The following is a 15,437-nucleotide window of genomic DNA, read 5'->3' as shown; positions in this document are numbered from 1 at the left end:
CTGCGGACCGCCCCGGAATGACAGGACCGAGGGGAAACGCCAATGCCCGTACCGCAACACGTCTTCGAGCCGCCGTTCAACATCATCCGCTCCAGCCACGTCGCGCTCGACGTCACCGACCTGAAGCTGAGCCGCGAGTTCTACGAGACCATCGTCGGCATGCATGTCGAGGACGCCGACGACAAGGTCGTTTACTTGCGCGCTGCGGAGGAGCACCAGCATCACTCGCTGGTGCTGCGCAAAGCGGCCGTGCCCGCCTGCAACCGGCTCGGCTTCAAGGTCGGCAACGACGGAGATCTCGACAAGGCCGCGGCGTTCCTCTCCGAGAGCGGCCTCGCCTACGCCTTCGTCGACCAGCCGTTCCAGGGCCGCACGCTTCAGTTCACCGATCCCTTCGGCTTCCAGATCGAGCTCTATGCGTCGATGGAAAAGCGGCCGCATCTGCTGCGCCGCTACGACCTCTACCGGGGCTGCCACCCGCAGCGGCTCGATCATTTCAACGTCTTTGCCGCCGAGGTGCAGGACACCGTCGATTTCTATGCGCGGCTCGGCTTCCGCCTCACCGAATATGCCGAGGAGGACGGGCCGAACGGCCGCATCGCCGCGGCCTGGATGCACCGCAAGGGCAACGTCCACGACTTCGCGATCACCAACGGCAAGGGCCCGCGGCTGCACCACTTTGCCTACTGGACACCGACGGCGATGAACATCATCCATCTCTGCGACGTCATGGCCTCGCAAGGTTTCGTGAAGAACATCGAGCGCGGCCCGGGACGTCACGGCATCTCGAATGCCTTCTTCCTTTATGTCCGGGATCCCGACGGCCATCGGCTGGAGCTCTACACCAGCGACTACTTTACCGGCGATCACGACCACGAGCCGCTGCGGTGGTCGCTGCGCGATCCACGGCGCCAGACATTGTGGGGCGCACCCGCGCCGCGCTCATGGTTCGAGCAGGGCTCGCCCTTCGCTGGGCAGGCCGTTCGCGAGCCGAAATTCGTGGCCGACGTGCTGGTGGCGGATTGATGCGAGTTACCGAGCAAAACTCGCTCCCCGTCGTCCCGGCGAAGGCCGGGACCCATAACCACAGGGAGTCGTTTGGCGGAGACTGGTCGTTCGGGATTGTCCGCGCGCCCTCACGATAGATTACGCGGTATGGGTCCCGGCCTTCGCCGGGACGACACGAGAGATAGATTGCCCATGAAACTCCCCCGCCTCGCCACCTATTCCGTCAAAGGTGCTGTCAGCTACGGCGCCGTCCTGGAGGGCGGCATCGTCGATCTCTCCGCGCGCTACGCAAAGGACTATCCGACGCTGCGCGAGGTGATCGCCGCCGGCAAGCTCGTGAGCCTCGCCGAAGAAGCTGCGGGCCGCTCACCGGATCATGCGCTCGCCGACATCACTTGGCTGCCGCCGGTGCCGGCGCCGGAGAAGATCATCTGCATCGGCGTCAACTATCCCGATCGCAATGCCGAGTACAAGGACGGCCAGGAGGCGCCGAAATATCCGAGCATGTTCATGCGGAGCCCACGCTCCTTCGTCGGGCACGACACGCCGCTGGTGCGCCCGCGCGCTTCGCACCAGCTCGACTATGAGGGCGAGATCGTGCTGGTGATCGGCAAGCAAGGCCGGCACATTGCGGAAAGCGCGGCGCTCGACCACATTGCCGCGCTCACGCTGTGCAACGAAGGCTCGGTGCGCGACTGGCTGCGCCACGCGAAGTTCAACGTCACACAAGGCAAGAATTTTGATTCCAGCGGCAGCCTGGGTCCGTGGCTCGTGCCCTATACCCAGGAAACGCAGATCGCCGACATCCGCCTCACCACGCATGTCAACGGCGAGCTGAGGCAAGACGATCGTACCAGCCGGCTGATGTTTCCGTTCCGCTACCTCATCAGCTATATCTCGACCTTCGCAACACTCGTCCCCGGCGACATCATCGTGACGGGCACGCCGACCGGCGCCGGCGCGCGGTTCGATCCGCCGCGCTATCTCAAGCCGGGCGATGTCATCGAGGTCGCGGCCGAGGGCATCGGCTCTTTGCGCAACGGCGTCGTCGACGAAGCCTAAGACAACAATCGAAGTGGAATGATGCAATGACCACCCTCACCGGCGGCGAAGCGATCGTAAGCGGGCTTGTCGCCCATGGCGTCGACACCGTGTTCGGCCTGCCCGGCGCGCAGATCTACGGCCTGTTCGACGCGTTTCACCAGGCCCAGCTCAAGGTGATCGGCGCGCGGCACGAGCAGGCCTGCGGCTACATGGCGTTCGGCTATGCGCGCGCCAGCGGCCGGCCCGGCGTGTTCAGCGTGGTGCCCGGCCCCGGCGTGCTCAACGCCAGCGCGGCTCTGCTCACCGCCCATGGCTGCAACGAGCCCGTCCTGTGCGTGACCGGCCAGGTGCCGACGCAATTCCTCGGCAAGGGCCGCGGCCATCTGCACGAAATGCCGGACCAGCTCGCGACCTTGCGCACCTATGTGAAATGGGCCGATCGCATCGAGACGCCCGGCAACGCGCCGACCACGGTGGCGCGCGCCTTCCAGGAGATGACCTCGGGGCGGCGCGGTCCTGCTTCGGTCGAGATGCCCTGGGACATCTTTACCCAGCGCGCGGACACCGCCGCCGCGCAGGTGCTGGAGCCGTTGCCCGCACCATTGCCCGATCCTGATATGATCAAGCAGGCAGCCGCGCTGATCAAGGCGAGCAAGGCGCCGATGATCTTCGTCGGCAGTGGCGCGATCGATGCAGGCGAGGAGATCCTCGAGCTCGCCGAGATGATCGATGCGCCCGTGGTCGCCTTCCGCAGCGGCCGCGGCATCGTCTCCAACGCGCACGAGCTCGGCCTCACCATGGCCGCCGCCTACAAGCTGTGGCCGAACACCGATCTCATGATCGGCATCGGCACGCGGCTGGAACTGCCGACCATGTCGCGCTGGCCGTATCAGCCCGCCGGCCTGAAGAGCATCCGCATCGACATCGATCCCGTCGAGATGCGGCGGTTCGCGTCCGACACCGCGATCGTCGCCGATGCCAGGGCCGCGACTGCCGATCTTGCAGCCGCCGTGCGCAAGGCCGGTTACAGCAAGACCGCCGGCCGCCGCGGCGCGATCCGCGAAGCGACCGCGGCCGCACAGGCCGAGATCCAGCGCGTCCAGCCGCAGATGGCGTATCTCAACATCCTGCGCGAGGTTCTGCCGGCGAACGCGATCGTCACCGACGAATTGTCGCAGGTCGGCTTCGCTTCCTGGTACGGCTTTCCGATCTACCAGCCGCGTACCTTCATCACATCGGGCTATCAGGGCACGCTCGGCTCGGGTTTCCCGACCGCGCTTGGCGCCAAGGTCGCGAACCCCGACAAGCCGGTGGTCGCCATCACCGGCGACGGCGGCTTCATGTTCGGCGTGCAGGAGCTCGCCACCGCCGTGCAGTTCAACATCGGCGTGGTGACGCTGGTGTTCAACAACAACGCCTATGGCAATGTCCGCCGCGACCAGCGCGAGCGCTTCGACGGCCGCGTTGTCGCGTCGGATCTGGTCAATCCGGATTTCGTCAAGCTTGCGGAGTCCTTTGGCGTGGCGGCTGCGCGCGTCACTGCGCCGGACCAATTCAAGGCGGCGATGGAGAAGGCGCTTAGCCACGGCGGGCCGTATCTGATCTCGGTCGAGGTGACGCGCGACTCCGAGGTGAGTCCCTGGGCGTTCATTCACCCGCCGAAGCCCTGACCCTCATGGTGAGGAGGCGCGAAGCGCCGTCTCGAACCATGCAGGCCCCCGCTGATGCAGCTCGGCCTTCATCCTTCGAGACGCCTGCTTCGCAAGCTCCTCAGGATGAGGGGATGGATCACCGCGTCCTGCGAAACGTCAGATTGATCCGCTTCCGCCCCAGCAGCGCCTGCTCGCCATCGGCGAGCGGCGCGACGCCGTGATACGCGAGCCGGCTCGGCCCACCCCAGACCACGACATCGCCATGGACGAGCCGAAAGCGGCGCGGCTTGTCGCTGCGCGCAAGGCCCCCGAAGAGGAAGGTCGCGGGCAGGCCGAGCGAGACCGAGACGATCGGTGCCGAAAAATCCAGCTCGTCCTTGTCCTGATGCAGCGACAGCCGCGTGCCGGGCTCGTAGCGATTGACGAGGCAGGCATCGGGCGCGAAGCCCGTGAAACCGCCCTGCTCCGCCGCGCGGCGGGCGAGATCGCAAAACACCGGCGGCATCGCCGGCCATGGCGCGCCGGTTCGCGGATCGATGGGGTCATAGCGGTAGCCGGTGTGATCGGTGATCCAGCCGCGCTCGCCGCAATTGGTCATGGCCACCGACATCTGGTAGCCGCCGGGCGTGGTCATTCGCCGGAACGGCGACTGCGCCACGATGGCCCGCACGGCGTCGATCAGTTCGCGCTCGACCGGCTTGACGAAGCCGCGCAGCAGCACGGCGCCATCGGCGATCTCCTCGCGCGACGGCTGCGCCTCGGCGACCGTGTCGAACAGATCACCCGTCAATCGCAGCACTCATTTGGCATCGTGAAAAATCACACCCAGCGTATGGCGATGGCCAGAGCGAATCCGGCTAACGCCGTGGCGGAGATTAACGCGGTAGGTGCCGCGTGTCCCCTGCACCGGGCGATGATGCACGGCGAAGGCGACCGCATCGCCCTGCGCGAGCGGCACCACTTCGGCGCGGGACTGCATGCGCGGACGCTGCTCGGTCAGCACGAACTCGCCGCCGGTGAAATCGCGTCCGGGCTCGGACAAGAGGATCGCGACCTGGAGCGGGAACACGTGCTCGCCATAGAGGTCCTGATGCAGGCAATTGTAGTCGCCGTCCCTGTATTGCAGCAGCAGCGGCGTCGGCCGCGCCTGCCCGGCCTCGTGACAGCGCTTCAGGAATGCCGCATGCGCCGTGGGATAGCGGATGTCGATCCCCATCGCCTCGTTCCAGCGGTTGGCGACGGCTTGAAGATGCGCGTAGAGCGCCGGGCGGAGCTGTGCGATCAGGTCGGGCAGCGGATAGGCGAAATACTTGTACTCGCCGCGGCCAAAGCCGTGGCGGCCCATGACGATGCGGCTGCGGAAGTGCGCGTCGTCCGGATAGAGCGCAGAGATGGCGCGGCACTGGTCGGGCGTCAGCAGGTTCTTCAGGACGGCGCAGCCCTGGGCGTCGAGCTCGGCGGTGATTTCGGGCCAGCCGAGGGTGTCGACCTGGGCGGCGAGGTTGGCCGATGGCTCTTGGGGCGATTTGTGTGCGGTCATTGACATAGCAATCACCTTTGCAGCCCGGTGTTCACCCCGCCACCCGATTTCCGATGACTATCTCCCCGTCATCGCGAGCGAAGCAAAGCAATCCGGGGTCCTTCCGCGGAACCAGTCTGGATTGCTTCGTCGCAAGCGCTCCTCGCAATGACGCAGGAGGGATCTCGTAGGGTGGGCAAAGGCGCGAAGCGACGTGCCCACGACCACGAAGTGGTGGGCACGCTTCGCTTTGCCCACCCTACGGGACTGTTGCTTGTGGAGCTAACCCCGCACCGGCAGCGTCGTCACGTCATACCCATGCCTGATGGTCCGCTTCAGCACGGGGTCCTCAAGCTCGAAGTCGAACCGGTCCGCCGGACGGATGCCGCCCTTGGCCGCAAACGTGCCGCCGAACATGGCGCAGCCGTCGGGGAATTTGCCGCCTTCGAAGCCGCGCGCGATCAGGTCAGTGACCGGCAGCATCGCGTCCAGTGTGCCCTCCTGGTAGAGCACGCGCTCGCCCTTGATGGTGGCGTAGGAGCGCAGGATCATCCTGTCCCAGTGACCGATGACGTCCTCGAGTTCCCACAGCGTGGAGGCGATCGGCTTGTCGCACATCTGCTTGGACACCGTGACGTTATAGGCCTCGACCTTGCGGTCGGTATGGTCGGAGCCGCAGCCGACGAAGATGCGGCCTTGCCAGCCGATCAGCACGAACTCGACCTCGCCGGAGGAATCGCCGCCGGTGCATTCGATGCTGCCTTCCTGAGTGAGCCGCCGCGCCGAGGCGCGGTAGTAGATCGGCGTCGAGGCCGGCGGGGCGATGCCCATCTCCTGCAGCTCGGCGATGTGCTTGTCGCGCGCGACGGGGTCGCGGCCGGTCCAGCCGGCAATGACCATCTGGTCGATTGCGAGGGTCAGCGGCGTGGTGGTGTCCTGGGCGTCAACGGTGAAAGTGAGGTCAAACACGAATGACGGCCTCCATGCCGGCAGCAAGTTCAAAGATACGACGGTCCGAGCCGCCCGCGCCTGCCAGCATCAGGCCGACCGGGACCTCGCCCGCGCGATGTGCGGGCAGCGAGATGGCGCAGCCATCGATCATGTTGATGAGGGTGCAATTGCGCAGCGCGCGCAGGTTCTGGGTGGTGAACGCCTTGTCGTCGGCAAGGTCCGCGATCTTCGGCGGCGTGTTGGCGGTGGTCGGCAGCACCAGGGCGTCATAGGGCGCGATGCGCGCGTTGACGCGGGCGATCAGCGAGCGGCGCTCGTTGAGGAGATCGATGTAGTCGGCCGCGCTCTGTGCCTCGCCGCGCATGATGCGGACCGACACGCGGGGATCGTAGACGTCGCCTTTGGCCGTGATGAGATAGCGGTGCCAGGCGTAGCTCTCGGACGCCGCAAAGCCGCCCTTGGCGTTCATCGGGCCGATGTCGTGGAATTCGACCATCTCGATCCGCTCGATGATGGCGCCGTGGTCGGCCAGCGTCTTCAGCGCGCGCTCGAAGGTCTCGGAGACCGCCGTGTCGAGATCGTCGAGCGCGATCGTGGTCGGCACCGCGAGCCGCATGCCCCTCACGGGCCGCGGCCTCAGCGCGACGATAGGCTCGTCGGCGAGCACGGCATCGAGTATGGCACAGCAGCTGACCGATCGCGCCAGAGGCCCGATACTGTCGAGCGAGAAGGACAGCGGCACGGAGCCATCGAGTGGCACGCGACGCTGCGTCGGCTTGTAGCCGACGATGCCGTTGAAGGCCGCCGGAATGCGGCAGGAGCCGCCGGTGTCGGTGCCGAGCGCGCCATGCGCCATGCCGTCGAGCACGGAGACCGCGGCGCCCGAGGAGGAGCCGCCGGGCACATGGCCCACGGCCCGGTTCCAGGCGCCTTTGGGCGTGCCGTAATGCGGATTGATGCCGATGCCGGAATAGGCGAACTCGGTCATGTTGGTGCGCCCGATCAGCACGAAGCCGGCCTTGCGCAGCCGCGCGACCGCCGCCGCATCGTGCTCGGCCGGATCGGAATCGTCGAGCGCACGGGAGCCGGCGCGCGTCGTCTGCCCTCTGATGTCGAAGAGATCCTTGATCGAGATGGGGATGCCGGCATAGCGCGAGGGCGCCGCCTTGACCTTGCGCAGGGCATCCATGGCGTCGGCGGTCGTCAGCGCGGCGTCCTTGTCGACATGGATGAAGGCACGCTGCCCCTCGCCGGCAGGATCGGCGATCCTGGCGATGCACGCTTCGACGAGCTTGCGGGAGGTGGTGCGGCCGTTTTCGAGGTCGTCGGCGAGCTTCGCCAGTGTCGGAAAATCGGGCATGTCTGTCTCACGGAATATTTGCGCGCGCAATCTACAGCGCTGGCTCAGTCCGACACAAGCATTGTGCGCATGATGGCATGCATGCGCATTGCTGGACCGTTGACGCGCCATGGTCAATTGTCGCATCACAATCGAAACAGGCGGGCGTCAAGCCTGCCTTTTGGGAGAGCGTTCCGAGATGGCCGAACCGCAGCGCGCGCGACCGAAACCGACGCCGGAGACCCAGCATTTCTGGGACGGCACCAAGGCGGGCGAACTGCGCCTGCAACGCTGCGACGCCTGCGCGCATGTCTACTTCCCCCCGCGCCCGTTCTGCCCGTCCTGCGCCTCGCGCAAGGTCTCGGTGTTCAAGGCGAGCGGCAAGGGTTTCCTCTACAGCTACGTGATCAACCATCGCCCCGCCGCGCCCGGCTTCGCGCCGCCTTACGCGATCGCCGTGGTCGAGCTCGACGAAGGGCCGCGGATGATGAGCAACATCGTCGACTGCCCGCAGACGCCTGAGGCGCTCGAGCTCAACATGAAGCTGGAGGTCGCTTTCGAGGCGCTCGACGACAAGATCACCCTCCCCGTGTTCCGTCCGGCGAAGGGGTAGAGCATGCGCAGGAACCAGGTTGCCGTCGTCGGCGCGGCCGAGACCACCGAGCTCGGCGTCGTCCCCAACGCCTCGCAGCTCCAGCTCCATGCGGATGCGGCACTCAATGCCATTGCGGATGCCGGGCTGAAGCTGTCCGACATCGACGGCTTTGCCACCGCGGTCGAAACGCCGCAGCAGGTCTGCCACTATCTCGGCATCAAGCCGACCTGGGTGGACGGCACGTCGGTCGGCGGCTGCTCGTTCATGCTGCACGTCCGCCATGCTGCCGCGGCGATCGAGGCCGGCCTGTGCAAGACCGTGCTGATCACGCATGCCGAGAGCGGCAAGTCGATGATCGGCAAGCTGCCGCGCTCGATCCCCGCCGACAGCCTGCAAGGCCAGTTCGAGGCGCCCTACGGCGTCTACGGCCCGCCCAGCATGTTCCCGATCCCCGTGCTGCGCTTCATGAAGACCTACGGCATCACCCATGAACAGCTGGCTTCAGTCGCGGTGGTGCAGCGCGAGTGGGCGGCGAAGAATCCGCGCGCGATGATGAAGGACCCGATCACGGTCGCCGACGTCCTCAACTCGCGCATGATCGCCTATCCGTTCCGGCTTCTGCAGTGCTGCCTCGTCACCGATGGCGGCGGCGCGCTGATCCTGACCTCGGCCGATCGCGCCAGGGATTTTCCAAGGAAGCCCGTCTACATCATGGGCACCGGCGAGAGCGTGGAAACGCCGATGGTCAGCCAGATGGAGACGTTCAACTCATCGCGCGCCTTCAAGGTTGCCGGCCCCCTCGCCTTCAAGGAAGCCGGCATCGCCCACAAGGACGTCGATCATCTCATGATCTACGATGCGTTTGCGCATCTGCCGCTGTTCGGGCTCGGCGATCTCGGCTTCATGCCGTACGAAGAAACCGGCAAGTTCATCGCGGACGGCAATACGCGGCCCGGTGGCAAGCTGCCGCTCAACACCAATGGCGGTGGATTGAGCTACATGCATTCGGGCATGTACGGCATGTACGCACTCCAGGAGAGCGTGCGCCAGATGCGCGGGATTGCGCCGGCGCAGGTGCCGAATGCGAAGATTTCGGTGTGCCACGGCGTCGGCGGCATGTTCGCGGCATCAGGCACGATCGTGTTTACGAACGAGAGGTAACCCACATGAGCAAATCACTGCAAGACAAGGTCATCATCGTCACCGGCGCAGGACGTGGCATCGGGCGCGAGATCGCGCTGCTTTGCGCGGCGGAGGGCGCCAAGGTCGTGGTCAACGATCCCGGCGGGGCCGCCGATGGCGCCGGCTCGAACGCTGCTCCGGCCGAAGAAGTGGTGGAGGAGATCAAGAAGCGCGGCGGCACCGCCATCGCCAATTTCGAGTCGGTCGCCGAAGCGATCCCCGCCAGCAAGATCGTGAAGACCGCGACCGATCATTTCGGCCGACTCGACGGCGTCGTCAACAATGCCGGCATTTTGCGCGACATGATCTTCCACAAGATGAGCGTGGAAGCCTTCGAGGCCGTCATCAAGGTGCACCTGATGGGCTCGTTCTACGTCAGCCACGCCGCGGCGCGGATCTTCCGCGAGCAGGAGTCGGGCTCCTTCGTGCACTTCACCTCGACCTCGGGCCTGATCGGCAATTTTGGCCAAGCCAACTACGCCGCGGCCAAGCTCGGCATCGTCGGGCTCTCGAAGTCGATCGCACTCGATATGGGCCGCTTCAACGTCCGCTCCAACTGCGTCTCGCCGTTCGCCTGGACGCGCATGATCGGCACCATCCCGACCGAGACCGAAGCCGAGAAGGCGCGCGTCGAGAAGATCAAGCAGATGGGACCGGAGAAGATCGCGCCGCTGTGCGGCTACCTGCTCGGCGATTCCGCCAAGGACGTCACCGGCCAGATCTTCGGCGTGCGCATGAACGAGATCTTCCTGTTCAGCCAGAACCGCCCGATCCGCTCGGTGCAGCGGAACGAAGGCTGGACGCCGCAATCGATCGCGGAACACGGCATGCCGGCACTGAAGGGCTCGTTCTACAAGCTCGACCGCTCCGCCGACATCTTCACCTGGGATCCCGTCTAGCTGGATTCCAAGCTATTGCTGCATTGCGATCTCCGGTTGCTCGACCGGGGACCGCCTGTTTTACGCCCGATTGCCGGCGGATGGTTTCCTCCCAAACAAAAATATGGGAGGCGACTATGACGAAGCCACTGACCATTTCTGCCGAACCTAGCGAGCCCTTTCTCGCGCGCCGCACCCTGTTGAAGGGAGCGGCGGCCGCAGTTGCGGCGACGGGCGTTACCGTGAACGCGACCTTGGCGGCCTCCGTCGCGCCCTTGGGCCAGACGGGCGCTCCGACGAGATCGACGGCGCCATTGCCCCTGGGACCACTGCCGGGGAGCCGCTACCCCGACTCCCACCTGGAATCCGCCAAAAAGGGACCGCCATCATTCGGGCCCCCCGGTTTTCCGGCCTTCGCCGGCACCATGGCCGTCGAGCGCGTCGCGACCGGCTTTCGCTGGGCTGAGGGACCGGTGTACTTCCCGGCCGGACGATACCTGTTGTTCAGCGACATTCCGAACAACCGCATCATGCGCTTCTCGGAGGATGACGGTCACCTCAGCGTCTACCGCCAGCCCTCGATGAACTCGAACGGCAACACCATCGATCGCGAAGGACGCCTGATCACGTGCGAGCATAGCGGCCGGCGCGTGACGCGGACCGAACTCGACGGCTCGATCACCATCATTGCGGACAAATTCAACGGCAAGCGACTGAATTCGCCCAATGATGCAGTCGTGACCGCCGATGGCGCGATCTGGTTCACCGATCCCGCCTACGGCATCGGCGGCTTCTATGAGGGTATCAAAGCCGACCCCGAGCAAGAGAAGAAGAATGTCTACCGGGTCGACCCCAAGTCCGGAGAGGTCAAGGTCGTGGTCGACGATTTTGTGGAGCCCAACGGGCTCGCCATCTCACCCGACGAGAAGAAGCTCTACATCTGCGACACCGGCTTCACCGATGGGCCGGACAACCCATCCCATATCCGCGTGTTCGACCTCGACGTGGCTGGCGGGAAGGTATCGAACAGCAAGGTCTTCGCCGATATGCCAAAACCTGGAATCACCGACGGCGTCCGCTGTGACACCGAAGGACGGGTCTGGTGCTCGGTCGGCTGGGGCGATACGAACGAAGACGGCGTGCGCTGCTACACGGCATCGGGCGAATTGCTCGGCAAGATCCATATCCCGGAGACCGTGGCAAACTTGGCCTTCGGCGGCCAGCAGCGAAACCGGCTTTATATTTGCGGCTCGACATCGCTCTACGCCGTCTACACCAGTGTGCAGGGCGCGATGAAGCCATGACCGAATAGCGGGTGGGGTAGCGAAGAGCGGGCGGCCACGCTCGTCTGTTCGCTATCCCTACCCCGTATTTCGCAACCCCGCCGAAATACCATTGATCGTCAGCTGAATCCCGCGCAGCACCTGCTCGTCGGGATTCTGCGCGCGATGCTCCTTCAAGAGCTCGACCTGCACGTGGTTGAGCGGGTCGAGATAGGGGAAGCGGTGGCGCACCGAGCGCTCCAGCAGCGGATTGCCCTGTAGCAGCCGGTCCTGGCCCATGATGTCCAAGAGCGTCTCGATGCAGGAATGCCATTCGCGGCGGATGCGGCCGAAGATTTTTTCACGCAAGGCTTCGTCAGGCACCAGCTCGGCATAGCGCGAGGCGATCGCGATCGAGCTCTTTGCGAGCACCATGTCCATGTTCGACAAGAGCATGCGGAAGAACGGCCATTCCTTGTAGAGCTCTTTCAGGAACGGCATGCCCTGTTGCGGATGCTCGGCGATCCACTGCTCGACTGCGCTGCCGAAACCGTACCAGCCCGGCAGCATCAGGCGGCATTGCGCCCAGGAAAACACCCAGGGAATGGCGCGCAGATCCTCGATCGCGCGGGTCTTCTTGCGCGAGGCCGGACGGCTGCCGATGTTCAGCGTCGCGATCTCGTTGATGACCGTGGAAGCCCAGAAGTAATCGACGAAGCCCTCGGTCTCGTAGACGAGGCCGCGATAGGCCTTGAACGCGAGATTCGAAAGCTCGTCCATCGCGACCAGATATTCGCGGCGCGGCGCGCTCTGGCGCGGATGCAGCAGGCTTGCTTCCAGCGTCGCGGCGGCCAGGATCTCCAGATTGTTGCGGCCGACTTCGGCGTTGGAATATTTCGACGAGATGATCTCGCCCTGCTCGGTGATGCGGATCTGGCCGTTCACCGCGCCGCCGGGCTGCGCGATGATGGCGTCATAGCTCGGCCCGCCGCCGCGGCCGACCGAGCCGCCGCGGCCGTGGAACAGGCGCAGCCGCACGTGGTGGCGCTCGAACACCTCGACGAGGCCGATCTCGGCCTTGTAGAGCTCCCAGCCCGAGGTGACGAAGCCGCCGTCCTTGTTGCTGTCGGAATAGCCGAGCATCACCTCCTGCACGCTGCCGCGGCTGTCGACGAGGCGGCGGTAATCGTGCAGCGACAGCATGCGGTCCATGATCCCACTCGAGGCCTGCAGGTCCTCGATGGTCTCGAACAGCGGCACGATGTTGATGGCGCTGCGCCCGGAGGGATGGACGAGGCCGACCTCCTTCAGGAGCACCGCGACCTCGAGCATGTCGGACATGCCCTTGCACATCGAGATGATGCATTGGGGAATGGCGTCCGAGCCGAACTTCGCATGCGCTTCAGCGGCGGCATGGAAGACGTTGAGCTCGCCCATGGTCTCGTCGCTATACTTGACGAATGGCGAGACCAGCGAACGCGTCGAGCGCAGCTCGTTGGTCAGTAGCGAGATGCGCGCCTCCTCGCCGAGCGCCAGATACGACATGCCGGGGTTGGCGGCATCCATCAGCTCGGCGATGGTGCGCTCGTGCACCGCCGAGTTCTGGCGGATGTCGAGCCGCGCCAGATGGAAGCCGAAGCAATCCACCGCGCGCCGGAGCAGCCGCAGCCGGCCGCGGGCGATGACGCGGGCGTTGTTGGAGATCAGCGAGCGGTGCAGCACGTCGAGATCGGCCTGCAACTCCCTGACGCTCTCGTAAGGCCTGCCTTTGCCGACCGGCCGGCGAGTGATCTCGACCTCGAGCGCTTCGGCCGTCGCGGTCAGGCGCGCATAGATACCGGAGACTGCGAGGCGATAGGGCTCGCCGCTCCGGTGCGGCGAATTGTCCGGCGAGCGCTCCGCCAGCGTGCGTAGCTCCTCCGAGACGTCGGCGAGATGCGCCGCGATCGACAGTTCCGCACCGAGCACGTGCAGCTCGTTCAGATAGAACTGCATCACCCGGCTCGACTGCAGCCGCAGCGTGCCGCGCATGACGTCGGCGGTGACGAAGGGATTGCCGTCGCGGTCGCCGCCGATCCAGCTGCCCATGCGCAGGAACGAGGCGAGCTCGCCCGCCGCCTGCTCGCCCTCCTCCAGCCGGTCCTCCAGCACGTTGACCAGCCGCGGCACCTCGCGCAGGAAGGTATAATCGTAGAACGACAGGCCGTTGCCGACCTCGTCGAGCACAGTGAGCTTGGTCCGGCGCAGGAGGTTGGTCTGCCACAGCGTCAGCACCTCGCGGCGGAGCTGCTCGTCGCTGGCGGCGGCCTCGTCCGCGGTCAGCGCGACGCGCTCGCGGCGATCGAGCAGGCCAGCGATCTCCATCTCGCGGTCCATGGTGCTCTTGCGGCGGACCTCGGTCGGGTGCGCGGTCAGCACCGGGCTGACGAGCGCGGTCTTGAAGAAATTGCGGAGCTGGTCGGGACCGATGCCGGCCGCCTTGGCGTGCGCCAACGTCTCCGCCAGCACGCCGGATCCGCCATTCTTGGCCGCCGCGCGAGCGCGCATCTGGCGGATGTTGTTCTGGTCCTCGGCGATGTTGGCAAGGTGCGAGAAATAGCTGAAGGCGCGGACGATCCGCACCGTCTCGGAGGTCGACATGCTGTCGAGGATCTGCTCGAGCTCGCGGCGGGCGAGCCGGTCCTCGTCGCGGTGGAACCGGATCGAGGTTTGCCTGATACGCTCGACCAAGTCGAACACATCAGCCCCTTCCTGGTCGCGCACCGTGTCGCCCAGGATGCGCCCGAGCAGGCGGATATCGTCCCGCAGCCGGGCATCCGCTTCCAGCGCCTGGGCGTCCTCAGGGCGATTGGGGCGATGCTCAGTGGCGTCGGATGGTATTGTCTGGAGGGACATCGGCTCGCTCCCCTGCTCGCGCCCTTAGCGGCCCGGTCCAGCCGAGTGTGCGATATTTTTCTGCCGCAGTGCAAGATGAACTTGGTGGCGGCGCGGCAGGATGGCTGACCGTGTGGTGTCGCAAGCGGCGGGCACACGTCCTCGGTCTCGCGGCGCAGACGCCCGAAGCTTTGCTGTCCGTTTCACCCTCGTCGAGAAGAGAGGGCGCAGGGAAGGCCGGGCGCCGGCTGGCACCCAAGGTCCGCACGCGAGAAACGCACGCGGGGCGACCACAGGTGATGCCGGGACATCCGGCCTTCCCTGCGCAATGAAGTCAAGACTGCCAAAAAAGCGAGCGAAATCAACGCAGCCCGAGCGTCGTGTCCGCATTTGTGTCGCGATCTGCGGAAGCCGTTGAAAGCGGCGCAAAATTCTCGATGATCACCCGATGAACCTCGCGCCCAAGATTCGGCTCGCCCTGGCGGCGCCCGCACTGATCATCGCTTCAGCCACGACAGTGGCCTATGCACAGGCGACCGCTACTGAGCGGCGTACCGCGCAAAGTGACTTATTGCCTTTCAAGCGGAAGTTCGCCCCGGCAAACCGGGTCGAACTGGCGCGCAAGATTGAGGCCCATTGCCGCGAGGTCCTCGACACTGTGCCGACCAACACTCCGGCGGAACATGCATGGGTCGTTGCGGAAGCAACTACATCTGACACCAATCGACTAAACCGACTACTCTCGTCAAAAGAATTTGCGCGGTCCCGACTCAAAGACACGTTTTCCGAATGCCTCGAAAAAGTAGCTTTGCTCAAGCAAGCTCAAGCGCAGCAGATGCGTTCGGCAGAGGCTGCGCAGTTCATCAGTCTGGCGTACACCTTCAATCAAGACGCCGATCTTGCTGCGTTCGCTAAACGGGTGGATCTGAACTCGGACCTGTCGCTGACAAGCATCTTCCGGCAGACCCTGATGATCGCGGCAATGCGGACTCTTGATGGGCGCGACGACAAATGACGAAGACGATGCTCGCGGCAATGACGCTCACCGTCCTGGTACAACGCTAATCCGCCAATCCGTGACGTGAAAGTAAACGGGATCTACTTGGCAGGCGGAGGCCGCCGTTGAACCGTTG

General features: G+C 65.2%; 13 protein-coding genes. 8 read left to right on the top strand and 5 right to left on the bottom strand.

What is annotated here, in order from left to right:
- Positions 1–42: 42 nt before the first annotated feature.
- From hpaD to JQ603_RS26890, 3 genes are all read left to right on the top strand, one after another.
- Complete coding sequence (gene hpaD, locus JQ603_RS26900) at positions 43–1,026, top strand: 3,4-dihydroxyphenylacetate 2,3-dioxygenase (protein ID WP_212343689.1); 984 nt, start codon at positions 43–45, stop codon at positions 1,024–1,026.
- Positions 1,027–1,200: 174 nt separating this feature from the next.
- A complete protein-coding gene (locus tag JQ603_RS26895) occupies positions 1,201–2,070 on the top strand; it encodes a fumarylacetoacetate hydrolase family protein (protein WP_212343688.1) in 870 nt (289 codons plus the stop codon).
- Positions 2,071–2,096: 26 nt separating this feature from the next.
- Positions 2,097–3,722 carry a thiamine pyrophosphate-dependent enzyme gene (locus tag JQ603_RS26890; RefSeq protein WP_212343687.1) on the top strand — a complete coding sequence of 542 codons (1,626 nt, stop codon included), beginning with the start codon at positions 2,097–2,099 and terminating at the stop codon, positions 3,720–3,722.
- A gap of 118 nt (positions 3,723–3,840) precedes the next feature.
- Here JQ603_RS26890 and alkB read toward each other — a convergent pair whose 3' ends face one another.
- The 4 genes from alkB to JQ603_RS26870 form a co-directional block, all read right to left on the bottom strand.
- Positions 3,841–4,494, bottom strand: a complete 654-nt coding sequence (gene alkB, locus JQ603_RS26885; protein ID WP_212343888.1) for a DNA oxidative demethylase AlkB — start codon at positions 4,492–4,494, stop codon at positions 3,841–3,843.
- A gap of 9 nt (positions 4,495–4,503) precedes the next feature.
- Positions 4,504–5,250, bottom strand: a complete 747-nt coding sequence (locus tag JQ603_RS26880; protein WP_212343686.1) for a 2OG-Fe(II) oxygenase — start codon at positions 5,248–5,250, stop codon at positions 4,504–4,506.
- Positions 5,251–5,505: 255 nt separating this feature from the next.
- Complete coding sequence (locus JQ603_RS26875) at positions 5,506–6,192, bottom strand: DUF2848 domain-containing protein (protein ID WP_212343685.1); 687 nt, start codon at positions 6,190–6,192, stop codon at positions 5,506–5,508.
- Entirely contained in the window at positions 6,185–7,534 is a 1,350-nt protein-coding gene (locus JQ603_RS26870) for an amidase (RefSeq protein WP_212343684.1), read from the bottom strand. Before JQ603_RS26870 ends, JQ603_RS26875 begins: the two co-directional genes overlap by 8 nt.
- Positions 7,535–7,712: 178 nt before the next feature.
- Between JQ603_RS26870 and JQ603_RS26865 the strand changes: the two genes are divergently transcribed.
- From JQ603_RS26865 to JQ603_RS26850, 4 genes are all read left to right on the top strand, one after another.
- Positions 7,713–8,126 (top strand): Zn-ribbon domain-containing OB-fold protein, encoded by a 414-nt coding sequence (locus JQ603_RS26865; protein ID WP_212343683.1) that lies wholly within the window; start codon positions 7,713–7,715, stop codon positions 8,124–8,126.
- A gap of 3 nt (positions 8,127–8,129) precedes the next feature.
- Positions 8,130–9,269: a thiolase C-terminal domain-containing protein gene (locus JQ603_RS26860; RefSeq protein WP_212343682.1), complete on the top strand. Its 1,140-nt coding sequence runs from the start codon at positions 8,130–8,132 to the stop codon at positions 9,267–9,269.
- A 5-nt stretch (positions 9,270–9,274) separates the two neighbouring features.
- A complete protein-coding gene (locus JQ603_RS26855; RefSeq protein ID WP_212343681.1) occupies positions 9,275–10,189 on the top strand; it encodes an SDR family NAD(P)-dependent oxidoreductase in 915 nt (304 codons plus the stop codon).
- A 116-nt stretch (positions 10,190–10,305) separates the two neighbouring features.
- Positions 10,306–11,472, top strand: coding sequence for an SMP-30/gluconolactonase/LRE family protein (locus JQ603_RS26850; protein ID WP_212343680.1), 1,167 nt, complete (start codon positions 10,306–10,308; stop codon positions 11,470–11,472).
- Between the two features lie 57 nt (positions 11,473–11,529).
- Here JQ603_RS26850 and ppc read toward each other — a convergent pair whose 3' ends face one another.
- On the bottom strand, positions 11,530–14,325 hold the full coding sequence (gene ppc, locus JQ603_RS26845) for a phosphoenolpyruvate carboxylase (RefSeq protein ID WP_212343679.1): 2,796 nt from the start codon (positions 14,323–14,325) through the stop codon (positions 11,530–11,532).
- A gap of 427 nt (positions 14,326–14,752) precedes the next feature.
- Here ppc and JQ603_RS26840 point away from each other — a divergent pair, with 427 nt between their 5' ends.
- On the top strand, positions 14,753–15,319 hold the full coding sequence (locus JQ603_RS26840) for a hypothetical protein (protein WP_212343678.1): 567 nt from the start codon (positions 14,753–14,755) through the stop codon (positions 15,317–15,319).
- Positions 15,320–15,437 lie beyond the last annotated feature (118 nt).

Origin of the sequence: Bradyrhizobium liaoningense (assembly GCF_018130825.1) — a bacterium.
Taxonomy (GTDB): Bacteria; Pseudomonadota; Alphaproteobacteria; order Rhizobiales; family Xanthobacteraceae; genus Bradyrhizobium; species Bradyrhizobium liaoningense_B.
Note: the sequence above shows the minus strand (reverse complement) of the source record. Positions and strands in the feature narration are given on the sequence as shown.